Annotated in this window: 22 protein-coding genes, 1 other RNA gene and 1 pseudogene; 14 read left to right on the forward strand and 10 right to left on the reverse strand. The window is 54.0% G+C overall.

What is annotated here, in order from left to right; all coding sequences use genetic code 11:
• Positions 1 to 5: 5 nt before the first annotated feature.
• Positions 6 to 317 (reverse strand): MGMT family protein, encoded by a 312-nt coding sequence (locus tag WLO31_RS04625; protein ID WP_435929314.1) that lies wholly within the window; start codon positions 315 to 317, stop codon positions 6 to 8.
• Between the two features lie 171 nt (positions 318 to 488).
• On the opposite strand from WLO31_RS04625, the gene ffs reads away from it, so the two are divergent.
• Together ffs and WLO31_RS04635 are read left to right on the forward strand one after the other, a co-directional pair.
• Positions 489 to 585, forward strand: an RNA gene (gene ffs / locus WLO31_RS04630) — signal recognition particle sRNA small type.
• A 108-nt stretch (positions 586 to 693) separates the two neighbouring features.
• On the forward strand, positions 694 to 1,011 hold the full coding sequence (locus WLO31_RS04635; protein WP_435929315.1) for a hypothetical protein: 318 nt from the start codon (positions 694 to 696) through the stop codon (positions 1,009 to 1,011).
• A gap of 432 nt (positions 1,012 to 1,443) precedes the next feature.
• Here WLO31_RS04635 and WLO31_RS04640 read toward each other — a convergent pair whose 3' ends face one another.
• Complete coding sequence (locus tag WLO31_RS04640) at positions 1,444 to 2,583, reverse strand: hypothetical protein (protein ID WP_435929316.1); 1,140 nt, start codon at positions 2,581 to 2,583, stop codon at positions 1,444 to 1,446.
• Positions 2,584 to 2,657: 74 nt separating this feature from the next.
• The gene (locus WLO31_RS04645) at positions 2,658 to 3,047 is read right to left on the reverse strand and encodes a hypothetical protein (protein ID WP_435929317.1); all 390 of its coding nucleotides are present in this window, start codon (positions 3,045 to 3,047) and stop codon (positions 2,658 to 2,660) included.
• A 483-nt stretch (positions 3,048 to 3,530) separates the two neighbouring features.
• Between WLO31_RS04645 and WLO31_RS04650 the strand changes: the two are divergent.
• Positions 3,531 to 3,638, forward strand: a pseudogene (locus WLO31_RS04650) (Lrp/AsnC family transcriptional regulator); the annotation flags it as partial.
• A 21-nt stretch (positions 3,639 to 3,659) separates the two neighbouring features.
• On the opposite strand, the gene WLO31_RS04655 reads toward WLO31_RS04650, so the two are convergent.
• Positions 3,660 to 5,090 (reverse strand): PLP-dependent aminotransferase family protein, encoded by a 1,431-nt coding sequence (locus tag WLO31_RS04655; protein ID WP_435929318.1) that lies wholly within the window; start codon positions 5,088 to 5,090, stop codon positions 3,660 to 3,662.
• Positions 5,091 to 5,178: 88 nt separating this feature from the next.
• Here WLO31_RS04655 and WLO31_RS04660 point away from each other — a divergent pair, with 88 nt between their 5' ends.
• Positions 5,179 to 5,793, forward strand: a complete 615-nt coding sequence (locus tag WLO31_RS04660; RefSeq protein WP_435930510.1) for a YczE/YyaS/YitT family protein — start codon at positions 5,179 to 5,181, stop codon at positions 5,791 to 5,793.
• 47 nt (positions 5,794 to 5,840) lie between these two features.
• Positions 5,841 to 6,653 carry an AraC family transcriptional regulator gene (locus tag WLO31_RS04665; RefSeq protein WP_435929319.1) on the forward strand — a complete coding sequence of 271 codons (813 nt, stop codon included), beginning with the start codon at positions 5,841 to 5,843 and terminating at the stop codon, positions 6,651 to 6,653.
• Here the strand turns inward: WLO31_RS04665 and WLO31_RS04670 are convergent.
• On the reverse strand, positions 6,650 to 7,237 hold the full coding sequence (locus WLO31_RS04670) for a LysE family translocator (RefSeq protein WP_435929320.1): 588 nt from the start codon (positions 7,235 to 7,237) through the stop codon (positions 6,650 to 6,652). The genes WLO31_RS04665 and WLO31_RS04670 overlap by 4 nt on opposite strands.
• An 80-nt stretch (positions 7,238 to 7,317) precedes the next feature.
• On the opposite strand from WLO31_RS04670, the gene WLO31_RS04675 reads away from it, so the two are divergent.
• A complete protein-coding gene (locus tag WLO31_RS04675; RefSeq protein ID WP_435929321.1) occupies positions 7,318 to 8,193 on the forward strand; it encodes a GNAT family N-acetyltransferase in 876 nt (291 codons plus the stop codon).
• A 94-nt stretch (positions 8,194 to 8,287) separates the two neighbouring features.
• A complete protein-coding gene (locus WLO31_RS04680) occupies positions 8,288 to 8,641 on the forward strand; it encodes a DUF1428 domain-containing protein (protein WP_435929322.1) in 354 nt (117 codons plus the stop codon).
• Positions 8,642 to 8,657: 16 nt separating this feature from the next.
• Here the strand turns inward: WLO31_RS04680 and norW are convergent, their stop codons facing one another.
• Complete coding sequence (gene norW, locus WLO31_RS04685; protein ID WP_435929323.1) at positions 8,658 to 9,791, reverse strand: NADH:flavorubredoxin reductase NorW; 1,134 nt, start codon at positions 9,789 to 9,791, stop codon at positions 8,658 to 8,660.
• Positions 9,788 to 11,236, reverse strand: a complete 1,449-nt coding sequence (norV, locus tag WLO31_RS04690) for an anaerobic nitric oxide reductase flavorubredoxin (protein WP_435929324.1) — start codon at positions 11,234 to 11,236, stop codon at positions 9,788 to 9,790. The genes norW and norV overlap by 4 nt, the downstream gene beginning before the upstream one ends.
• Before the next feature lie 221 nt (positions 11,237 to 11,457).
• Between norV and norR the strand changes: the two genes are divergently transcribed.
• A complete protein-coding gene (norR, locus tag WLO31_RS04695; RefSeq protein WP_435929325.1) occupies positions 11,458 to 12,972 on the forward strand; it encodes a nitric oxide reductase transcriptional regulator NorR in 1,515 nt (504 codons plus the stop codon).
• A gap of 3 nt (positions 12,973 to 12,975) precedes the next feature.
• On the opposite strand, the gene WLO31_RS04700 is transcribed toward norR, so the two are convergent.
• Positions 12,976 to 13,524, reverse strand: coding sequence for a flavin reductase family protein (locus WLO31_RS04700; RefSeq protein WP_435929326.1), 549 nt, complete (start codon positions 13,522 to 13,524; stop codon positions 12,976 to 12,978).
• Between the two features lie 173 nt (positions 13,525 to 13,697).
• On the opposite strand from WLO31_RS04700, the gene WLO31_RS04705 reads away from it, so the two are divergent.
• The gene (locus tag WLO31_RS04705; protein WP_435929327.1) at positions 13,698 to 14,171 is read left to right on the forward strand and encodes a 2TM domain-containing protein; all 474 of its coding nucleotides are present in this window, start codon (positions 13,698 to 13,700) and stop codon (positions 14,169 to 14,171) included.
• 111 nt (positions 14,172 to 14,282) lie between these two features.
• Entirely contained in the window at positions 14,283 to 15,005 is a 723-nt protein-coding gene (locus WLO31_RS04710) for a GntR family transcriptional regulator (RefSeq protein WP_435929328.1), read from the forward strand.
• Here WLO31_RS04710 and WLO31_RS04715 read toward each other — a convergent pair.
• Positions 14,993 to 16,192 carry an enolase C-terminal domain-like protein gene (locus tag WLO31_RS04715; protein ID WP_435929329.1) on the reverse strand — a complete coding sequence of 400 codons (1,200 nt, stop codon included), beginning with the start codon at positions 16,190 to 16,192 and terminating at the stop codon, positions 14,993 to 14,995. The genes WLO31_RS04710 and WLO31_RS04715 overlap by 13 nt on opposite strands.
• Before the next feature lie 304 nt (positions 16,193 to 16,496).
• On the opposite strand from WLO31_RS04715, the gene WLO31_RS04720 reads away from it, so the two are divergent.
• The 4 genes from WLO31_RS04720 (at position 16,497) to ykgO (ending at position 20,627) form a co-directional block, all read left to right on the forward strand.
• Complete coding sequence (locus tag WLO31_RS04720; RefSeq protein ID WP_435929330.1) at positions 16,497 to 17,867, forward strand: PTS transporter subunit EIIC; 1,371 nt, start codon at positions 16,497 to 16,499, stop codon at positions 17,865 to 17,867.
• 324 nt (positions 17,868 to 18,191) lie between these two features.
• A complete protein-coding gene (locus tag WLO31_RS04725) occupies positions 18,192 to 20,096 on the forward strand; it encodes a methyl-accepting chemotaxis protein (protein WP_435929331.1) in 1,905 nt (634 codons plus the stop codon).
• A 129-nt stretch (positions 20,097 to 20,225) separates the two neighbouring features.
• On the forward strand, positions 20,226 to 20,483 hold the full coding sequence (locus WLO31_RS04730; RefSeq protein ID WP_435929332.1) for a type B 50S ribosomal protein L31: 258 nt from the start codon (positions 20,226 to 20,228) through the stop codon (positions 20,481 to 20,483).
• A gap of 3 nt (positions 20,484 to 20,486) precedes the next feature.
• Entirely contained in the window at positions 20,487 to 20,627 is a 141-nt protein-coding gene (ykgO, locus tag WLO31_RS04735; protein WP_121265414.1) for a type B 50S ribosomal protein L36, read from the forward strand.
• Between the two features lie 67 nt (positions 20,628 to 20,694).
• On the opposite strand, the gene WLO31_RS04740 is transcribed toward ykgO, so the two are convergent.
• Entirely contained in the window at positions 20,695 to 21,165 is a 471-nt protein-coding gene (locus WLO31_RS04740; RefSeq protein ID WP_435929333.1) for a YlaC family protein, read from the reverse strand.
• Between the last annotated feature and the right edge of the window lie 126 nt (positions 21,166 to 21,291).

Genomic DNA, 21,291 nt, shown 5'->3' on the forward strand with positions numbered 1-21,291 from the left:
GCTTTTTAGTAATTCCAGCGATAGCGCTGCATATCAATATGCCCATCTCCGGAAACCATAATCCCTTCCGCCAGCAGCGCCTCACGCTGACGCTGTAAATCAGACCCTGTAAGCGAAATGGCGCCGTGGCGATTAACCACTCGATGCCAGGGAAGCTTGCTGCCCTCCGGCAAGCGCTTAAGCACGCCGCCGACCTGGCGCGCTGCACGCGGCGAGCCCGCAAGCAAGGCAACGTCCCCATAGGTTGTGACATGGCCCTGCGGAATAGCGGCAATAATCTGGTAAACCCGCTGCGGGAAAGAATCTTGATTATCCATAGCAAACTCCTTAAACGGCCTTGCTAAGCATAATCATTGCCGTGCCCGGAGCAAACAAAAACACCGGTTGCGCAAGAAACCAACACCTGACCGCCGGCGGCTTGCAATTGCCCTAGGCAACATGGATAATGCGCCAGCGCGTCAGGGAACTGGCGCTCTCAATGGGGGCTCTGTTGGTTCTCCCGCAACACTAACTTGTGAACTCGGTCAGATCCGGAAGGAAGCAGCCGCAGCAGGTGACGTGTGTGCCGGGATGTAGCTGGCAGGGCCCCCACCCATTTGTGCTAATTACATGATATCCATCATGTAACCCCTGTTTTTCGTGCATTGAAACGGCGGTGATACAACTTTTGTGTATCACTTAGGACGCTAATCAATGTCGCATCTTATGCTTTCCCGTCACGGGATCTGGTGCTTCCGTGTAGATAATCTGAACCCAAACCAGACACTAAAAACGGAAAGTTCGCGGCGGTTTGTGCCGATCCATTCTCAGCTATTGGCGCTTGGCTTGCTAGATTTCATCAAGGAGTGGAAAGGGCATTTATTCCCAGAGCTAACCTTGCACTTGGGCAGCTATGGTCACTATTTCAGCCGCTGGTTTACACGATTTCGGGGTAAGCATGGTTTGCCTGAGTATCATTCATTGCGCCACTACGCCGCCACAACATTTAAACAAAATAGCTTCCCTGAGTAGTTCGCCTCCCAGGTGCTCGTGCACTCAAACGCCACGATCGCTTATAACCGATACGGGAAAGGCGTTGATGTCTCGCGCTTGGTCGAGCTTGTAGGAATACTTCGAGAGCGCTTGTTGCTTGTGCCACTAATGGAGCTTTATGGCTTGTATTGTTTAAACTTAGGTACATCCAACAAGATGGAGGAAGAAAAATGAGGGACACATATAAAATCACATACGAGCACAGAAACGGTAACGCAACAAGATTCGAGGAGGTGTAACTTCACTCTGACCACGAACCTACGCAAGATGAAGTCCAAGACGCTGTAAGTAGGGATACGGCAAAATTTAACTCCCCATCAGGGGGGACGGTGGTCGTGTGCTTCTCCATTATTGCAGTTGTACCTGCTCCATAATAAATAAAAGTGGTGGGACCTTTTATGTGATCATGATTTATTCATTTTCTAATACTCTATCATATTCTCTTATTGAATTTTCATTCCTAGAATTCCCAATAAAACCTTGAACGTCAGTAAATTCTGGTCTAACTAAATGAGCGTATTTTGCGAAATTATTGATGTTATCACTTGTCAAATTTTTAAGAGCTTCTGATGTCTGTGAAGATAGTGAGGATAATAGTGGAAATTGTTTCTTAAGAGCTGCAACTTGTCGGCTTAGTTCTCCAATTTCTTTAAAATTTGGATTACTGAAAGCCATTGAAGAACTTGCAGCCAACTGTGCTAAATCTGGGTGAGGCGATAGCGATTGTTGAATCTGTTCATATGCTTTTTTATATTGCAGTTCAGAAAATGGATTTTGAAGGCTCAATCCTGCAAGGGATGCTTTAGTGATATTATCTAATGCAATTTTTGCATCATCAACTAAGGTTGATTTTATAGGAGAGGGATGCTTTTCATTTATGTATTTAAAAATTAATGAAATTTCATTTGCAAAGTTCTTTATTTCTTCATGGTTGCTGGGGGAGTTGTATTTTCTGAAAATACTGATTATTTCATCAGCTTTATTTTTCAACTCGTCTATCTCAAATGATAATTTATCTTTCAAGTTTTTATAATCGTTTATTTCTTCATTGAAGGTTTTTATTTTCATGCTTAGACTTGAATGTTCTTTCATAAGTGATTCGGTTTTGAAAGGTAATTGTTTCTGTTCTTCTTCTATTTCTATAAGCCTTTTTTGTTCTTTAGCTTCCGCTTGACGTGAGGCAAAATTGCGTTCTGCTGTTTTCTCCATAATGTCAATTTCTATTTGTAAACTATTCAGAGACCGATCACGATCAACGTCGATTAACTTCTTCTCTGCTTTTTTATGAATTATTGAAAGCAATACCTTAAAGTATGGTGATAATGCAGCCAATATCGCACCGACAAATATGGGTAGAAGAACATAATGACTGTAAAACCAATTTTGAGAAGTAATGAGTTCAATTCTTTTTTCAACATCCTGCTTACTCATAAAAAGCCATGCAAGATTCTGCCAATTAAATCCGAACCATGAAAGTATAATATAGCCCCACAAAGGGCTAGTGAATCGCTCTTTTAAGGCTTGCGAAATTGAGTCTTTTACACTTTCCATTCTGACCCCTAATTAAAGTCTTTCAACAAATATTATTCTAAAGGGGGCAAAGCCCCCTAATGCTAGATTTAGTATTAAATAGCTTTGCTGTATGAATCATGAACTCCATCACGATAACCCTCAGCATACGCGGCTTGGGGGCTTTTATGGCGAACTATACCAGCTTGGCTATCAGGAAGAGCCGCCAAGTCTATCCAAACTTGTCCATTCCGCGCTAAACCGGCCAGATAACCTTGATCATAAGCACACCCACAGCATTTATGGCGTCCTTCGCCACTTTGATCGTGGGGTAAGCTAATGAAAAGAGTGTTGTAACGGTGTGACTGTTTACAAATGGTCATGCAATGCTCCTTTCGAGCGTTCATTTTAAGGTTTACATGATCCTCATTGCCTGGCACAATCAAGCCGTCAGAAATGAAGGCAAGGCAGAGATTTATAAGAGTTTGGCGACTCGTATTGGTCATGCTTTGTAAGCCGGGTTCAAAATAGCGAATCCGGTTTTTTTATGTTTACGATTAGGCGTAAGCACAAGATATAGTGGTATCAATTAATGATTTCACTATATGAGCAGTATTCTAGTAACTAATCGTCTGAGAACAAGTATTGATTTCGGTGCTAATTTGATATTTTGGCAGAATAAATCTCGCTGAACCCACGTCGCGTAAGGCCTCTGACAATTGTCAATAGGATGCAAAAAAAATGATAATTTTGGTCAAGTGCTTATTTCTTAAATTTATCAGGCCTAAAGCACTGTTTATTTTTCGTTAACCTCGGTCGAGAACGTCTTCGGGTATGGACAGGACTGTAGGCGCGTAAACAAGTAAATGCTGTTTTCATAAGTGCAAAGCGCTTCCCGCCCTGTAACCCCTGTTCGTCGGGGTAGCTCACAACAATTTTCCCTGCATACGCCGCCAGCGGGGGTGGCATCAACACGCCGACGGTGACTTGTACCGCAGCTGGTGATTCGTTTTATAGCGCAACTGGACGAGATTCTGGATAAACTGGCAAATTACGCGCAGAGCAATACGTCGATTGTGAAAAGTAGTTCTGTGTAGCGGCGTTTCCCGCCGCCGTAACTAAACCGTTAGCCCGCGTTCCACATAACCCCGGTTTTGCGTTACCCGCTGCCAGACAGGCTGGAGGCGTTCGAGCGCGATGCGCATTTGCGCGGGTTCCAGAGTGAAAGGCAAGCGCAGGTAACGCTCAAATGCGCCTTCAGTGCCAAAGCGCGGGCCGGCCCCGATGCGAATGCCGATGGATTCGGCGCTGGCGGCAAACACGGTTGCCAGCGGCTTTGGCAGTTCAATCCACAAAGATAAACCGCCCTCCGGCGCGGTGGTTATTCGCCAGTCCGGGAACAGCTCCCTTACGGTTGCGGCGCAAAAATCCCTTTGTTCCCTCAGCGTTTTTCTACGCTGCGGCAGGAAATCATCGGCCGCGTTGAACAGGCTAATCGTCGCCAACTGCTCAAGAAGCGGGGAGCCTAAATCAAGCGAATTTCGCACCTGAATCAGGGACGCGATGGTACGCGAAGATGCCCGGATCCATCCCAGGCGCAGGCCGCCCCAGAAGCTTTTCCCGGCCGAGCCAAGCGTTATCACGTTGTCCGCATCGTCAAAGGCGGCGAGCGGCGGCGGGGGAGGCGCGTCAAACCATAAATCCGCCATAGTTTCATCCACCACGATTGTCGTGCGGGTCCGGGCTGCAATTTCCGTCACGATCGCGCGGGTAGCGGCATCCATGCAGCGTCCGGTAGGGTTATGAAAGTCCGGCAGCAGGTAGGCCAGGCGAGGAGAAGTCTGGGCGATGGTTGCGGCCAGGCCATCCGTGTCCCAGCCCTGCTCCGGCAGGCTGACCGGAACCGGACGGCAGGAGGCGCCTTTGATCGCGGCTAACGCCATCGGATAGGTTGGATGGTCGATGACTACCCGATCGCCGGGGCCGATCAGCAGCCGCATAACCAGGCTAAATCCGCTTACCGCGCCGTTCACCACCATGATCCGATCCGCCGTGGTCGGCAAGCCGCGAGCTGCATAGCGCCGGGCGATCGCCTCGCGCAGCTCCGGTAGCCCACGCTGATCGTAACCCGTGGAGCCGAGATGCTCGGGCAACGCCATTAATGCGCTGGTATAGGCCTGATGGATCTCCGGGCCAGCGGAGAGTGCCGCAGTCGAAAGATCCAGCACCGGGGCGACGCCGGGCACGGGCGAAGTGGAAAGACCGCCTTCCGGGAGGATAGTCGTGGAACCCGATCCGTGGCGGCTGAGTAAATAACCTTCTTCCCGCAGCTGCCCCAGCGCCGCGGCAACGGTTGTTCTGCTTACGCCAAGCGCGGCTGCCAGCTCGCGTTCTCCGGGCAACCTGCTTTCCAGCGGCAGCCTGCCGTCAAGGATCAACAAACGTAGCCCATCCGCCAGCTGGCGGTAAACCGGCGTGCGGGAAAGCGCCTGGTGCCAGTGCCCCAGAAGTTTAACCAGTGAGGAAGTCCCCGTTCTGCGCTGTGTCATAGCAGTCCACTTTGTGATAACTGGACCTTAATAATCAGTCCATTTTGTCGGAAAGTATAGCCACAACCAACAGGTGAGGTGGAAAATGATGGCACGTCGATTAATGCAGCTTTATATCGGGCTTGCGCTGTACGGGATATCGACGGCGATGTTTGTCCGCGCCGATCTGGGCGCGGATCCGTGGAACGTCTTTCACCTCGGCGTGGCGAAGATCTTGTCGCTTAATATTGGCGTGGTGATGATCCTGGTTGGCGCGCTGGTGCTGCTGCTGTGGATCCCTCTGCGGCAGCGCCCGGGCCTCGGTACTATCAGCAACGTCATCGTGATTGGGCTGGCGGCGGATGCGGCGCTGGCGCTGATGCCGCCGCTGGAATCGCTGGGTGTACGCAGCATTCTTCTTGTTTCCGCTGTACTGGTGAATGCCGTTGCCACGGGTATGTACATCGGGGCCGGTTTTGGCTCTGGCCCGCGGGACGGCTTAATGACCGGCATTAACGCCCGCACCGGCTGGTCGGTACGCAGCGTGCGCACCGCAATCGAGCTGACCGTGCTTTTTGCTGGCTGGCTGATGGGCGGCACGCTGGGCGTGGGGACGGTACTTTATGCGCTCGCCATCGGTCCGCTGATCCAGCTATGCCTGCCATGGTTTCGCACAACCGTGCAGCGTGAAAAGCCGCAGGCCGCTTCAACGGTAGTGCCATAGGCTGAAAGCTGTGTTAAACCTGAACCACATTCTGATAAGGAGACATCATGGCCCGCTATCCGATAAAACAACGCTTCTGGCGTGACGCCGGGCTGCCGTGGCTTGAGGTCAGAAACGTGCAGGACGGGCGCGGCGTTTGCTATGCGCCGCATACTCACGAAACCTTTTCTGTCGGCGCGGTAGTAGGGGGCACCAGCACGTACCTTAACGAGAAAACGCAGCTAGAGATTCATGAAGGTTCGGTAGTCTTGATGAATCCGGGCGTGCTGCACGCCTGTAATCCGGTGCAGGATCAACCCTGGGCCTATCGGATGTTTTATTTCGACAGCCGCTGGTTAAATCAGCTGCTGGGCGACGATGAAGACAACATCTGCCACTTTACCCAAACCTGGAGCACCAGCCAGACGCTGTATACCGGTCTTAACCGGCTCTACCTCACGGTCACCAGTCCTCAATACGATATTCTGGAAAAAGAGGCTGCAGCGGTGCAGTTTATGCTGCGGGCGCAGCAGGAACTCCGTCCGGCGTTAAATGCTTTTAGCGACGCGCCTCAACAGCTGGCCAGGGCTATCGAAAAAATTCAGCACCAGTACGAAGAACCTTTAACGCTGGCCTCGCTTGCGCAGGCTGCCGATCTTTCGGTAAGCCATTTGATTCGTCTTTGCCAGCGGCATTATGGCGTTACGCCTCACGCCCTGTTGATCAACCGTCGCCTGCATATCGCACGTGAACGGCTCAAGCGAGGCGATGCGCTGGCCAGCGTGGCGCAGGCGGTCGGTTTTGCCGACCAGGCGCATTTCCAGCGGGCCTTTAAGCAGCACCTGGCTGTTACCCCCGGGCAATATCGCGACCTGCTCTAGTCAAACAATAACCAGCCCGCGCAGCCTGCCAGCAGGACGGCAAGCGTTCTGTTGAGCATGCGAATACGGGAGGGCCGCTGCAGATAATCGCTGAGCGATGCCCCGGCCAGCGCCCAGCTCAGAATTGACAGATAGCAGATCGCAAAATAGATAGCGGCAAAGAGCCAGATCGTCGCAGGGTCGCCGTCGCGGGCATAAAGCCCCATGCCGGCCGCGCAGGCGAGCCAGGCCTTCGGGTTAAGCCACTGCATCATTGCACCGTTGAAGGCGCCGGGCGCCCGCAGCGGCCTGGCGCGGGAGATTTCGCCGTTATCCCGCCCCAGTCGCCAGGCCATCCAGAGTAAAAATATAATGCCGCTGAATCTGAGCAGTGCTTGCAGCATCGGCCAGTAGTTCAGTACTTCATATAAACCGTAGCCCGTTGCCAGTAGCAGCACGGTAAAGCCGAGCGTCGCGCCCGTTACGTGCGGCACGCAGGCGCGCCAGCCGAAGCTCACCCCGCTGCTTAACGCCACCATATTCACCGGCCCCGGCGAGGCGGAAGAGACCAGAGCAAAAATCATCATCGACCAGACAACGTTCATAACCCCTCCTTATTTATTGGGCAGCAAGCGTGCCACGCCGGGCCGGATGTGGTATTGAACAAAATAACCATGGCGCGCTTTTGTCGCGCTATCTTTATCTGTCTGAAAGAAAACTTCCCGTCGATGAGGTCAGGATGCACACCCCGGTTATCAGTCATGCGGCATCAAACTGGAACAGCCACCAGCTGGCGCACATTCTCACCCACTGTTTTGAAGGCTATCTGGTGCCGTTTAATATTGACGGCGAGGCCTTTGCGACCCGCTTTAGCGCTGAGGATATCAGCCTTAATGACAGCAAGGTCTGGCTGCAGGAGGGGGAGGCGAAAGCGCTGGCGGCCATCGTCCGCCGCGGGCAGACCAGCCGTCTTGCGGCATTCGCGATTCGCCCGGAGCTGCGCGGGCAGGGCTATGGCAAACGGTTTATCCGGCAATTAATTGACGAGGCGCAGGCGCGCGGCGATCGGCAAATGTGGCTGGAAGTGATAGTCGGCAACGATAGCGCCCTGGCGCTTTATCAGCGCATGGGCTTTGTCTGCCAGCAAACGCTGGTCGGTTTTCACGCCACGGGCTCAACGCTGTTCCGCCCGACCGGCGAGCTGCTGGAGATCGACCCGCTGCTGATGGCGAAAAAGATGATGACCGACAGAGACCTGCGGCTGCCCTGGCTAAGCGCGCCCGAAACGCTCTATAAATTACCCGGCAAGGCTTATGTGCTCGATGATGTCGCTTATGCAATGGTCGTCCCGAACGCTCAGCAGCCCAAACTTCGTATGCTTTATGTCGACAGGGCCGCACGCGGCAAAGGGCACGCGAAAAAGCTGCTGACGCTGCTGCATGAGCGTTTCCCGGGGCTTTCTACCGCAGGCTCCATTCCGGAGCAGATCGCGCCGCTCTATTTGAGCTGCGGCTACCGCCAGGATCCCGTTACGCAGTATGAAATGCTGCTTAAATTCTGAGCGGGCAGCCTGCGCTCTTAGCCACTACACTTATCTGGCGTAATCATCACGGGCGGGAACGATCGCCCGTAAACCTCGCCTTGTGGAGGCAACAATGCATTATGTCGATGGTTTTGTGGTAGCGGTTCCCGCCGCCAATAAGGAGGCTTATAAAGAGTTGGCCGCCAAAACGGCGCCGCTGTTTAAGGAGTTTGGCGCCCTGCGCATTGTGGAATGCTGGGCAGAAGATGTGCCCGAAGGCAAGCTCACCGATTTCCGTATGGCCGTTAAAGCTGAAGAGGATGAAGAGGTGGTCTTTAGCTGGATTGAATACCCGTCTAAAGAAGCGCGCGACGAGGCCAACAGAAAGATGATGGCCGATCCACGGATGAAAGAATTTGGCGCCGCGATGCCCTTTGACGGCAAGCGAATGATCTACGGCGGATTTATGCCGTTACTGGATGAGTAAATCCGCCGTAACTTTCCTACAGCGCCAGCTCCCGCAGCAGCCCAAACGCCATTTTCATATGCGCTTCGCTGACGATAAACGCTTTGAGCTGCTGCGCGTCATCGTAGCCTTTCGCAATCAATCCCTGCGGCTCGGCGGTGATTTGCCAGTGCAAATCGGCTCGCTGGGTTTCGCCCGCCAGGTGCAGCGGCAGCTCCGGCGTTTTGACCTTCACCAGCATCGCAGGCAGAGTCAGGCCGTCGGCGGCGCCCAGCAGGTTTTTAGCGAGCGTCATGGCGCTGAACTGAATCGGTTGCAGGAACGGCAGTACCTTACCCTCGATTTCCGCGCAGTCGCCCAGCGCGTAAATATTCGCATCTGAGGTTTGTAACTGGCGATTAACCACAATCCCACGGTTCACCGTAAGGCCGGCACTTTTCGCCAGCTCAACGTTAGGACGCAGCCCGATAGCGGCAACTACGGCATCAACGTCGACAAGGCGTCCGTTACTCAACGCCGCATTAATGCCCTGCGGGGTTGTGGTCAGCGATTCCAGACCCTGATTGAACAGCAGCTCGACGCCCATCTGATTCAGACGGTGCTGCAGACGGCTGCTCACCTCCGCAGGCATCAGCGAAGCAAGCAGGCTGGCTGAGTTATCCACCACCATCACCTGCTTACCGGCGCGGCAAAAATCCATCGCCAGCTCGCTGCCAATCAACCCGCCGCCCAGAATCATCACCCGATGCGCATCACGCAGCGCCGTTTCGCAGGCCAGGTATTCCTGCTGGCTGTTGAGCGTCAGCATCAATTCGCGGCCGGGAATGGGAGGAAGCACCGCGCCTGAACCGGTCGCCAGCACGAGTTTGTCATAGGACCATTGCTGCTCGCCGCATTGCACAACGCGCTTGCCGGCATCGATACAGGACACCCGGCTATTGGCGTGCAGCGTCAGATTATACTGCTCGGCGAATTCCCCGGCGCGCTGCCGGGTCATATCGTCGGCCCGCTGATTGAGGCTGATTACGTGGCTGAGATCGGGCTTGTTGTATTCATCCATGCTGTCGGCGGCAATCATGCGGATGGGCACATTGCCGTCCTGTTTACGGATGTTTTTTACCAGCTGGCGGGCGGCAAAGCCCGATCCGATAATTACGATGCCTGCGTTCATACGGCCTCCGTAGCCAGTTCGTCAAACACGTCTTTGCCCAGAGAGCATTCAGGGCACAGGAAGGAGTCAGGTACGTCGCTCCAGGCTGTACCCGGCGCTACATCCTGCATTGGCTCGCCGGTTGCCGGATCGTAGATCCACTGGCAGACGCTGCACTGCATGCGCGGGCCAAGGTCGGCGCAGGACTTAGCTTCAACAGCGGCGGCTTCCTGCTGCGGCGCGGCGACAGCGGCGGCGGCTGGCAGCGGAGTTAATGCCCACTGGCGTGCGATTTCACGGCCGTGTTCACGGCAGATTTCCAGCGCGTCAACATCCGGACGCCATTTCGCCTTCAGGCTCAGGGACATTTCCAGACCCGCATCCTGCAGGCGGGTTGAGAGACGGTCTACCGCGCCGCCGCTCCAGCCGTGGGAGCCAAAGGCGCTGGCGCGTTTATTGCGAAAACGCAGGCCGGTTATCTCTTCCACCAGGCCGGCAATTTTCGGCATCATGACGTTGTTCATGGTAGAGGTGCCCACCAGCACGCCTTTGGAACGGAAGACGTTGGTCAGGATTTCGTTTTTATCGCTGCGCGCCACGTTAAAGATTTTTACCGCCACGCGCGGATCCGTTTCGGCAATGCCCTGCGCGATAGCGTCGGCCATCATGCGGGTATTATTGGACATGGTGTCGTAGAAAATAGTGATGCGATCTTCTTGATAATCCGCCGCCCATTTCAGGTACATTTCAACAATCTGCGTCGGGTTATCGCGCCATACCACGCCGTGCGAGGTCGCAATCATGTCTACCGGCAGGTTGAAACCGAGGATCTCGGTAATTTTTGGCGTCACCAGGCGGCTGAACGGCGTCAGGATATTGGCGTAGTAGCGCTGGCACTGCTCAAACAGTTCGGTCTGATCCACTTCATCATTGAACAGGTGTTCGTCGCAGTAGTGCTGGCCGAAGGCGTCGTTGCTGAACAGAACCGCGTCGCCGGCCATATAGGTCATCATGCTGTCCGGCCAGTGCAGCATCGGGGTCTCAACGAAGATCAGCTGCTTGCCGTTGCCGATATCCAGCGTGTCGCCGGTTTTCACAACGTTAAAATTCCATTCCGGATGGTGGTGATGGCCGGTAATAGAGTCAATGGCGTTCGCGGTGCAGTAGATCGGCGTATCCGGGATCTGCATCATCAGTTCGGTCAGCGCGCCTGCGTGATCCTCTTCCGCATGGTTAATGATGATGTAATCGATATCGGCAAGGTCGATTTCGCCGCGCAGGTTTTGTACGAACTCGCGGCTGAATTTATGATCGACGGTATCGATCAGGACATTTTTTTCTTCACGAATGAGATAGCTGTTGTAGCTGCTGCCGCGCAGCGTTTTATATTCGGTGCCGTGAAAATCGCGGACTTCCCAGTCACGTTGACCAACCCAATGAATGTTGTTTTTAACCAGAATAGCCATTTGCAGAACCTCAATAAGCGATTAAATAGAATGATGCGTATACCGTTCTTATTACAAATCGCGTGCCAACTTTTTATCTGTTTGAATATTAATGATTTTTTAGTATTTTACCGGCTATGCCTAAGTCAAAATGACAATGCGGATTAAGGTTAAAATGACAGCCTGGTTGTCATATTGACAATCATCAGGTAGGCTTGGCGCATCTAACCAGGGAGCTGCTTATGAGCCTGTCCATCACTTCGCTTGCCAGTATCGCCATCGATCTGCAAAACGGCATTACCCACCAGGACCGTTTTGCCCGCCTGATCCGCACGCTGCGCCAGCTTTTAGGCAGCGACGCCACGGCGCTGCTGCGCTACGAGGCGCGTCAGTTCCGCCCGTTGGCTATTGACGGACTGGCGGAAGACGTTCTCGGAAGACGGTTTGCGCTGGATGCGCATCCACGTCTGGAGGCCATTGCGCGCGCGGGCGACGTGGTGCGCTTTCCAGCCGAAAGCGAGCTTCCGGATCCCTACGACGGGCTGATCCCTCATCACGGTGATTTAAAAGTGCATGCCTGCCTTGGTTTACCGCTGTTCGCCGACCAGACCCTGATTGGCGCCTTAACCGTGGACGGCATGGATCCCGCCCAGTTCGACCATTTCAGCGATGAAGAGCTGCGGCTTATCAGCGTGCTGGCAGCCGGCGCGCTGAATAACGCCCTGCTGATGGAACAGCTGGAAAACCAGACGCCTGCGGCGAACGCGGCGCCCGCGACCGGAAAAACCGGCGGCACGGAAATGGTGGGGCTCTCCGCAGGGATCGAGCAGCTGAAAAAAGAGATCGAAATTGTCGCGGGATCGGATCTGAATGTGTTTATCACCGGTGAAACGGGCGTAGGTAAAGAGCTAGTGGCGCGGGCGATCCATAGCGGGTCGGCGCGCGCGGCCAATCCGCTGGTTTATCTCAACTGTGCGGCCTTGCCGGAAAGCGTGGCGGAAAGTGAACTGTTCGGCCACGTTAAAGGCGCGTTTACCGGGGCGATACACCATCGAACCGGGAAATTTGAGATGGCGGATAACGGGACGCTGTTTCTCGATGAAATCGGCGAGCTGCCGCTGACGCTGCAGGCTAAGCTGCTGCGCGTTTTGCAGTACGGCGATATTCAGCGAGTGGGGGATGACAACAGCCAGCGTGTCAACGTGCGGGTGCTGGCGGCGACTAACCGGGATCTGAAACAGCAGGTGCTCGACGGGCAGTTTCGCTCCGATCTGTTTCACCGTTTAAGCGTCTTCCCGGTACACGTTCCACCTCTGCGTGAACGTGGCGATGACATCACGCTTTTAGCCGGGTTTTTCTGCGAGCAAAGCCGCGTAAAAATGGGGCTGCGGCAGGTGGTGCTCAGCGACGGCGCGCGGGATTTACTCCGCCGTTATGACTGGCCGGGTAACATCCGTGAGCTGGAACACGCTATTTACCGCGCGATTGTTCTGGCGCGAGCCGGGCATCCGGGAGGGGAGCTGCTGCTCCAGCCGCAGCATTTCCAGCTGGCGGATGCAGAATTAAAGAGCCTGCCCGCGACGGCAAAAACGCAGCCCCTCGTGGATAATTTACGTACGGCCACGGACGATTTTCAGCGCCAGATTATTATTCAGGCGCTCGATGCTAACGGCGGAAACTGGGCGGCGACCGCGCGCCAGCTACAGCTTGATGTAGCAAACCTGCACCGGCTGGCTAAACGGCTGGGCGTAAAGTAAAACTTAAGAAACTTTAGTAAATAACGGCTGGCGGTCAATGAACTCACCGTCGGTTCGGAACAGACCGTCGCCGGTATAATGCAGCGTTTCAGGCCATTGCGGCTCGTGTTGCACGCGGGCGAAGACAACTTCAAAGATAAAAAAGTTGTAGCTTTCCACCAGCACGTCATCATGCAGGCGGCATTCAAAACAGGCGTAACATTCGTCGATAGCGGGGGCGGCGACCTTTTTGGATTTTACCGGCGTCAGGGAAAACTCGGCGAATTTATCCGTTTCGGTTCCTGAGCAGTTGCCTATTCTGGCAACCGTATCCGCCAGTGCGCGGGTAGGCAGATTAATGACGCATTCGCCGCTTTCACGGATCATACTGAAGCTGTGGTTGCCCGCCGAAATCATGCAGCCGACAAGCGAGGGCGAGAATTCCATAATGGTATGCCAGCCGAGGGTCATAATATTGCTCTTGTTGTGATGAAGCGAAGAGAGCAAAACAACCGGCCCCGGTTCCAGATAACGGCGAATTTGCTCCACAGGAAAGGCGTATTTTTTGGTCATGGTTCCCCCCGGTTTATGGCTTACATGGTTGAGCGTAGATGAAAAGACGTATTCGCGTAGCCTGACAACCGCTGTCGTGTTGCTGTCAGGTCGGTGTCGCGTTGCTGTCGTGGCGCGGCAGCTGCGGCTGGCGCACAGTGAAGGCTGGTTTACAAACGTGGAGAAAACCCGCTATGAAACACTCAACTATTAAAGCGCTGCGCTTATCAAGAGCCTGGTCCCAGGAACAACTGGCGGAGCTTTCCTCTTTAAGCGTGCGCACCGTTCAGCGCATTGAAAACGGCGGCCAGGCGAGCCTGGAAACCCTGGGCGCCATAGCTGCGGCATTCGATTTAAACGTGGCCGATTTGAATGCGGAAACGGCGCCGGAATCTACTCAGGATGAGGCGTTAAACCAGAAAATTACACTGGCGAAAAAACGGCTCGACAGGGAGTATGGCTTTTATCGCGCCGTGTTGACCTGGGCCGTGGTCTGCGCCGGGCTGGCGGCGATAAATCTGTTTACCTCGCCCGGCCAGTTGTGGTTTATCTGGCCAACGGTAATCTGGGGCGCCCTGCTGACTATACGTGGCGTGAGGCTGTTTGCTTTACAGGGCTGGCTGGAACGCCGGCAGCAGCAGCGACTCCAGCAGTTATTGCGTAAATAGTTAATTTATCGCACTGTGACGGGCAAAATTTCACCCGTTACCTTGCTTTTTCACGGGGGGAATACCGCGTTCGACCCCGTGAAAAAACGGTCAGAGGGATCCGCAGACGGCATGAAGAAAAAAGAATTTGTCACGCAGGACTTACTCAGCAAAATCTATCAGCATAGCGGATCGGCATTGCGCAAGCTTCCTCCCGAGCGGCAGCTGGCTGAAGAGTATGGCGTTTCCCGCTTTACCATTCGCCAGGCCCTGGAGAAGCTGGTAAGCATCGGCGTGGTTGAAATTGTGCAGGGGTCGGGCATCTGGATTAATCAGCAGGCGCGCAATAACCCGCTGGTGTACAACTCCATCACGGAAAAACGCTTCGATCAGATCGCTTTTCGCATGGTCAACCTGCATAAAAAATTGCCCGACCGCGAAGAGCAGCAGGTATTTGGCCTTGGCGAAGACGATTTTATCTGGCAGTTTTGCCGCCTGCGCTACGTGGACAGCCAAAAGGTGCAGATTGAGACTTCACGCATGCCGACGAAGGATTTCCCCGATCTTAACCAGGCCGTCATTGAGAAATCCATTCAGCAGTACGTGCTGGGCAAGGGCTATCGCATTTCGCATTTGCTCACCAGCTATCAGGCCGTCAGCCTCAGCAAGGAGCAGGCAGCGCTGCTGGAATGTAAAAAAGGCAGCCCGGCGATGCGCATTATCAACCGGGGTATCCTTGAAGGCGGACGGGTATTTGAGATCAGCGAAATCGTTGATATCAACTATTCCTGCACCTACGTTATCCCCTTTAACCACGATAATCTGGCGTTTCGCAAGGGCCCTCAGGGCGTGTGAATCACGCCGTTTGGTAAACGACTTTGCGTCCATTCATGAGGGCGGTATTCCAGCGGGAAGCTTTCGGCTTTTTGCTGGTCGAAGCCCACGCCGATGCCCGCTTTTTCAGGCGGGTACATGTAGCCTTGCTCCGCCGTCAGCGCACCCGGGAATACCGCTTCGGTATTCGGTTTGTTCGGAATATATTCCTGGATTGCCGCGTTATGCAGATGAATATTCAGGTGCGTATTCACCGCCACGCCGACTGGCGTCATATCCGGCGGGCCGTGCCATGCCAGGCGCACGCCGAAGGCCTGGCACAAAACCGCCAGCTTCAGCGCGGGCGTAATTCCGCCAATCTGTGAAACGTGGCAGCGAATGAAATCAATACGGCGATTCACAATCAGATCGTGCCATTCGGCAGGGTTGTTAAACAGCTCGCCCATGGCAAGCGGCACTGTAGAGTGAGCGCGTACCTGCTCAAGCCAGGCGCTGTGCTGCGGCGGGAGAATATCCTCCAGGAACCACGGCTGGTAAGGTTCGAGCCGCTTCGCCAGCTGAATGGCCTGCTGCGGGAACAGTCGCTCATGCACATCGTGCAGAATATGGAACCGGTTGCCATACTTTTCACGCAGCGCTTTAAACATGGCGACGGTATTAGCCATGTATTCATCCTGATCGTAATACGCGCCGGGGGCTGGATTTTTAGTGGCGTGCAGGCTTTGCGGCGTGCCGCCGTAAAAACCGAGCTGGCAGCGAATATAGCGATAGCCCTGTTCCAGCAGCTTATCGACTTCCGGATAGAGCCCTGCCAGCGTGTCACCTGCCGCATGGCTGTAAACCGCAATGGCGTCTTTAGATTTTCCGCCAAACAGCTGATATAGCGGCATATCCGCCAGCTGCCCTTTAATATCCCACAGCGCCATATCGACGCCGGCAATGGCGTTATTTATCACCGGGCCGTTGCGCCAGTAGGCGTTGACGCTCATCATCTGCCACAGATCTTCAATATGGTTGGCGTCCCGCCCGATTAGCAGCGGTTTAAGGTACTCATCGACCATGGTTTTTACCGCCAGCGGGCGCTGCTGAAAAGTAGCGCAGCCGTGTCCGATAACGCCTTTATTCGTGGTGACTCTTACGGCTACCAGGTTGTGGCGGTCGGGTTTAGTAATAAAGCATTCAATATTTTCAATAAGCGTTGGCAGCACGAAATAACTCCACAAGCCGTAAGGATTAAGGCCGGTTGCTCAGCATAAAAAGGATTTCTTTATTTACTATCGCCCTATTTGAAGGCGTAGGCAAAGCGCTTTTTTAATAATTTTTATTGGTCAGGAAAAACATTTAATAGCGGATTAAAACCGGACCAATTTGCTTGGTAAACGGTTTTTTATGCGCATGTTTGCTTTAAATGTGATGTCGGTCAATTTTTATTGGTTTGTTTTGTTGCCAGCCTTTCTCTACTCTTGCTGACCATGCCGCACATAACAATAAATACGTAATCCGGAGTCGCTAATGGGTACGGTTGAGGTCATCAATAATATTATTCGCCTGGTCGGTGGGGCCGGAAATATTAATAAAGTCTGGCACTGCATGACGCGCCTGCGTTTTGACATCATTGATGAAAGCAAAATCGATCGCGCGGAGATAAAAAAGCTGCCGGGGATATTAGGGGCGCAGGTTCAAAGCGATCAGTTTCAGATTATTATCGGCCCGCAGGTGAACAGCTGGTATGAGCAACTCTCCGCCGCGCTGGGTTCATCTTCGGCGCAGCACAGCACGGGCGAGCAGAAAAAAGAGCGTAAAAGCCTGATTTCCCTCTTTATGGATACGGTTTCCGGCGTGTTCGGGCCGATCGTGCCTGCTATTGCCGGCGCGGGGATGATCAAAGGGTTGCTGGCGGGCCTGATTGCGCTGAAGGTTATTTCCGCAAAAAGCGACACGGTGATCGTTATCGATCTGATCGCCAGCGGCGTGTTCTATTTTTTACCGTTCTTCCTGGCCATCTCGGCGGCGCGCATTTTTAAAACCAACGAGTATCTGGCCGCTGCGGTCGCCGCCTGTTTTATGTATCCCTCGCTGATTGAGGCGGCAAAGGCGCTGGCGGGACACGCGCCCGACGCGGTTGAAGCGTTCTATTTTCTGAATGCGATCCCCGTTTCCGTCTTTAACTACGCTTCAAGCGTTATACCGGTGATTTTCTCGGTTCTGGCCCTGAGCTATATCCATCGCTGGGTCGACGGCATCATGCCGGACGTGCTGAAAACGGTCTTTACGCCAACGCTAACGTTATTTTTAGCGGCGCTGGTCGCGCTGGTGGTTATCGGCCCGCTGGGGATCTATCTCGGTAAAGGCCTGGCGTGGTTTATTGAAGGCCTGTTTGGCGTATCGGCAAGCTTTGCCGGACTGGTGGTCGGCGCGATTCGTCCGATAGCCATTCTGACCGGCATGCACCATGCGATGACGCCGATCGCGCTGCAAAACTTTACCGACCGTGGTTACGACATGCTGATGCCGATGATGTTTATGGCGAATATGGCCATTGCAGGCTCAACCTTTGCCATCTGGCGGCAGAGCAGGTCGCGCCAGGAACGTTCGGTTGTGCTCTCTGCGGGAATTTCTGCGCTGCTGGGCATTACGGAACCTGCGCTGTTTGGCGTGCTGACCCGTTACAAAAAAGCCTTTATCGCAGCGACCGTCGCCAGCGCCGTCGCCTCTGCGTTTATCGCTTTCTTCGGCGTGCGGCTGTATGGCTACATTCTGTCGAGCATCTTTAGCCTGCCAGCCTACATTGGACCTTATTTTGTATTTGCGCTGGCGGGCGTAGCGCTGGCGCTGGTCTTATCGTTCGCGCTGACTACGCTGCTGGTGCGCGAAAAGGCCTGAATGTGCCGCTGAAAGGAATGCGGTTCGGGTCCTGTGCTGGCGCGGCGCCGGCAGCGTGGCGCCATCCGGCGGCCCGTCGCCAGCATCTGACGTGGTCATCTGCTGAGTTATGAGATGGGGGAGGGCTACATTTTTTGGGGCCGGACCTGGGAACAATGTATGACAAAATATTTCAGCGCGGTTCGTTATGCTCTGGATTTTACTGGAAATTAATTTCGCTGCGTGACATGGGATGAATTCTGCTACTCATTAGTGTTCAAGTTTGCCGCGGGTTGGCCGTAGACAGGAGCAAGCGCTTCGCTTTTATCTCCAGGTGCCACCGTCATGCTTAAAACAACGCAATCCCGCTTTATCGCCGCTTTATGTCTTTTCTTTGGGATACTGACGATTATTACTTCGTTGGTTATTCACTATTTCGTTACGCCGCAAATCAAGCGCAACGAAACGCAGCTAATTCGTTACCAGGTGGGTAACGTTGCGGTGAATATCATTGAACAAATGAACCGCGTGCAGGCGCAAATGCGCAGCATCACCCAGTCGGTTGCCACTATGCAAAGCGATGATATCAATCGCCTGTTGCCGTCGCTTGTCGATCAGTATCGGGATGTGAACGTGTTTGGCGGCGGCGTCTGGCCGCTGCCTGAGAAACGTGAAGCCGGACGCAATAAATTCAGCACCTTCTTTGCCCGTAACGCCAGCGACGGGCTGGAAGAAAACAGCTACTGGAACACCGACGAAGCGCCGAACTATTACGAGCAGGTCTGGTACAAATCTGGCCTTGCTTCGCCTGCCGGACAGTGCGCCTGGGCGAAGGCATATCAGGATGACGCCAGCCCGCAGCCGCGCACTAACTGTGCGATGGCGATAATCAAAGACGGGCAGCCGTGGGGCGTGGCGACCATCGACGTCACGCTTGGCTTCTTTAACCAGCTTGCGCAGCAGATGGGGGAGGGAATTCAGGGCCAGGTGCTGATTATCGAGGCCGATGGCAAAGTAGTGGGTAACGCCGAGCAAATCGGTAAAACCGCAAGCCTGCAGAATCTGTCGGATATGAGCGGATCGGTGCCGATGGCGCAAGCGGTGCAGGAGATCCTGCCTGGTTTTGATGGCGCTCAGGATAGCGAGCGGGAGTATGACAATAACGGCGTTTCACACACCGTCATGCTGCAGGCGATTAAGGGAAGCCCGTGGATCCTCGCGGTAGATCTGCCGACGGCGCTGCTTACCAAACAGACGGATACCATTATGCTGCGCCTGAGTCTGGTGCAGATCCCAATGGCGCTGCTGCTGATTGGCGTGCTGGTGCTGTTTATCCGCAGCTTTATGCGTCGTCTTGGCGAGCTGAATCAAAATATCAGCCGTCTTTCCGCCGGGGGCGCGGACTTAACGCAGCGCCTGGAGCCTGCCAGCAGCCCGGAATTTAACGCCATCATCAGCAGCTTTAACGATGTGATTTCGCACCTGCAAACTATGCTTCGTCAGGTTGGCGACAGCGCACGCGCCATCACCTCTGCTTCGCACCAGATTGCGGCCGGCAACCAGGATCTCTCCGCCCGGACCGAGGAGCAGGCCAGCTCCATTGAACAGACCGCCGCTTCGATGGAAGAGTTAACCAGCACCGTTCGCCAGAACGCGGATAACGCAGCCCATGCTAACGAACTTGCGCGCGAAGCTTCAGACGTTGCCGTGAAGGGCGGAGAAGTGGTGAAGCAGGTGGTCAGCACCATGAACGCGATCCAAAGCTCTTCCGGCAAAGTGGTGGACATTATCGCCGTTATCGACAGCATCGCCTTCCAGACGAACATTCTGGCGCTTAACGCGGCGGTTGAAGCGGCGCGGGCGGGCGAGCAGGGACGCGGTTTTGCGGTGGTGGCGGCAGAGGTGCGCAATCTGGCGCAGCGTTCGGCGCAGTCGGCGCGGGAAATTAAGTCGCTGATTGAAACCTCGGTAAACAACGTTAACCTGGGCACCGATTTGGTGACCCAGGCGGGCGCCACCATGGATGAGCTGACGCAGGGCGTGCGTAACGTTACCGCGCTGATGGGAGAGATTATGTCTTCCAGCCGTGAACAGAGCACCGGCATCGAACAGGTAAACGTGGCGATTAATCAGCTGGACAACACGACCCAGCAGAACGCGACCCTGGTCCAGCAGGTTTCCTCCGCTTCGTTGTCTATGTCTGAACAAACGCAGCAGCTTGAGCGCGTTGTCGCCGCTTTTAAACTCTAATAGCCTGGTTTGTTGCCGGTCTGTCGGGCGCGTTTCGATGCGCCCGCCTGAATTCCCTAAAACACGCTTGCATTTTTGCTGCCCACCTTTTACCCTATCGTTATGTTATAACGTATCAAGGTAAAGGCAATGAAACGCGATATCCATCCTTACTACCGCACCGTGGTTTTCCACGACACCAGCGCCAATGAGTATTTTAAAGTCGGTTCCACCATTAAAACCGATCGTGAAATTGAACTCGACGGCCAGACATACCCGTATATCACCATTGAGGTTTCCTCCGCTTCCCATCCGCATTACACCGGTAAGCAGAGAAACTTCGAGAAAGCGGGCAGCCCGGCGCGCTTCCAGCAGCGCTTTGGTCGCTTTTTTGGCAAGGAGGCGTAGCAGATGAAAGTACTGAGTTCATTACGCAGCGCGAAACAGCGTCATCCGGACTGCCAGATTGTGAAGCGCAAGGGAAGAGTCTACGTGATTTGCAAAAGCAACCCGCGTTTTAAGGCGGTGCAGGGCAGGAAGAAAAAACGCTAAGCCGCCGGGCGGGTAAATGAAGCGCCACCCCAGTTTTTATCGTGGATGGCGTCTGCGTTTATCTGCCCTACGATTTTGCAGCCTGGCCGGACAGGGTGAAGACGTCGTAAAACGACAGTTCCCCTTTGCGGGCTATCATTTTATGCAGCAGCGACTTTTGCTCTTCATCCACCCGCGGGGATTGCAGGATATCGTCGATAAGCGATGGCGGCACGTGGCGCGTGTTGTACCACTCGCCGTTATAGCAAACCCGTAAATCCAGCACGTCAATATCGCTATAGCGGTAGCGCGGGTTAACGTCAAAAAAGAAGAAGCCGTTAAGCAGCACGAAAAGCACAACCAGCAGCCATACCGAGCCCGCCAGCGTGTCCGACTGCAGCATCACGATAAGCGTGGCGAACCAGCCTGCCCACATCCCAATAAACAGCCCCGGATGTTTACGAATAAAACTGATACTAAACCGCGGGCGATTATCACGCTTCTCGGCAACGTTCAGTTGTTCAATCGTATCGTTAAGCAGGCGCTGGATCTCGGTCATGGAAAGCCTTCTGGTTTCTGGTAGGTCACGGATGCCACAAAAGTGACGCTGCTATTTTAAGAAGCCGAAAGCCGGCAAAAAAGTAACAGATTAAGCAAAATTAACTATAACAGTTAACCGCCCGTC

Origin of the sequence: Dryocola sharpae, assembly GCF_051307055.1 — a bacterium.
In the GTDB taxonomy this organism is placed as follows: domain Bacteria; phylum Pseudomonadota; class Gammaproteobacteria; order Enterobacterales; family Enterobacteriaceae; genus Dryocola.

Bases quoted from the DNA above. Each gene is read 5' to 3' on its own strand.
- WLO31_RS04645 (WP_435929317.1), bottom strand. From the start codon at position 3,047: ATGACCAATACGAGTCGCCAAACTCTTATAAATCTCTGCCTTGCCTTC.
- WLO31_RS04725 (WP_435929331.1), top strand. From the start codon at position 18,192: ATGCTTAAAACAACGCAATCCCGCTTTATCGCCGCTTTATGTCTTTTC.
- WLO31_RS04730 (WP_435929332.1), top strand. From the start codon at position 20,226: ATGAAACGCGATATCCATCCTTACTACCGCACCGTGGTTTTCCACGAC.
- WLO31_RS04740 (WP_435929333.1), bottom strand. From the start codon at position 21,165: ATGACCGAGATCCAGCGCCTGCTTAACGATACGATTGAACAACTGAAC.
- WLO31_RS04655 (WP_435929318.1), bottom strand. From the start codon at position 5,090: ATGACACAGCGCAGAACGGGGACTTCCTCACTGGTTAAACTTCTGGGG.
- norW (WP_435929323.1), bottom strand. From the start codon at position 9,791: ATGAACGCAGGCATCGTAATTATCGGATCGGGCTTTGCCGCCCGCCAG.
- WLO31_RS04625 (WP_435929314.1), bottom strand. From the start codon at position 317: ATGGATAATCAAGATTCTTTCCCGCAGCGGGTTTACCAGATTATTGCC.
- WLO31_RS04680 (WP_435929322.1), top strand. From the start codon at position 8,288: ATGCATTATGTCGATGGTTTTGTGGTAGCGGTTCCCGCCGCCAATAAG.
- ykgO (WP_121265414.1), top strand. From the start codon at position 20,487: ATGAAAGTACTGAGTTCATTACGCAGCGCGAAACAGCGTCATCCGGAC.
- WLO31_RS04665 (WP_435929319.1), top strand. From the start codon at position 5,841: ATGGCCCGCTATCCGATAAAACAACGCTTCTGGCGTGACGCCGGGCTG.
- WLO31_RS04710 (WP_435929328.1), top strand. From the start codon at position 14,283: ATGAAGAAAAAAGAATTTGTCACGCAGGACTTACTCAGCAAAATCTAT.
- WLO31_RS04660 (WP_435930510.1), top strand. From the start codon at position 5,179: ATGGCACGTCGATTAATGCAGCTTTATATCGGGCTTGCGCTGTACGGG.
- WLO31_RS04635 (WP_435929315.1), top strand. From the start codon at position 694: ATGTCGCATCTTATGCTTTCCCGTCACGGGATCTGGTGCTTCCGTGTA.
- WLO31_RS04640 (WP_435929316.1), bottom strand. From the start codon at position 2,583: ATGGAAAGTGTAAAAGACTCAATTTCGCAAGCCTTAAAAGAGCGATTC.
- norR (WP_435929325.1), top strand. From the start codon at position 11,458: ATGAGCCTGTCCATCACTTCGCTTGCCAGTATCGCCATCGATCTGCAA.
- WLO31_RS04720 (WP_435929330.1), top strand. From the start codon at position 16,497: ATGGGTACGGTTGAGGTCATCAATAATATTATTCGCCTGGTCGGTGGG.
- WLO31_RS04700 (WP_435929326.1), bottom strand. From the start codon at position 13,524: ATGACCAAAAAATACGCCTTTCCTGTGGAGCAAATTCGCCGTTATCTG.
- WLO31_RS04670 (WP_435929320.1), bottom strand. From the start codon at position 7,237: ATGAACGTTGTCTGGTCGATGATGATTTTTGCTCTGGTCTCTTCCGCC.
- norV (WP_435929324.1), bottom strand. From the start codon at position 11,236: ATGGCTATTCTGGTTAAAAACAACATTCATTGGGTTGGTCAACGTGAC.
- WLO31_RS04705 (WP_435929327.1), top strand. From the start codon at position 13,698: ATGAAACACTCAACTATTAAAGCGCTGCGCTTATCAAGAGCCTGGTCC.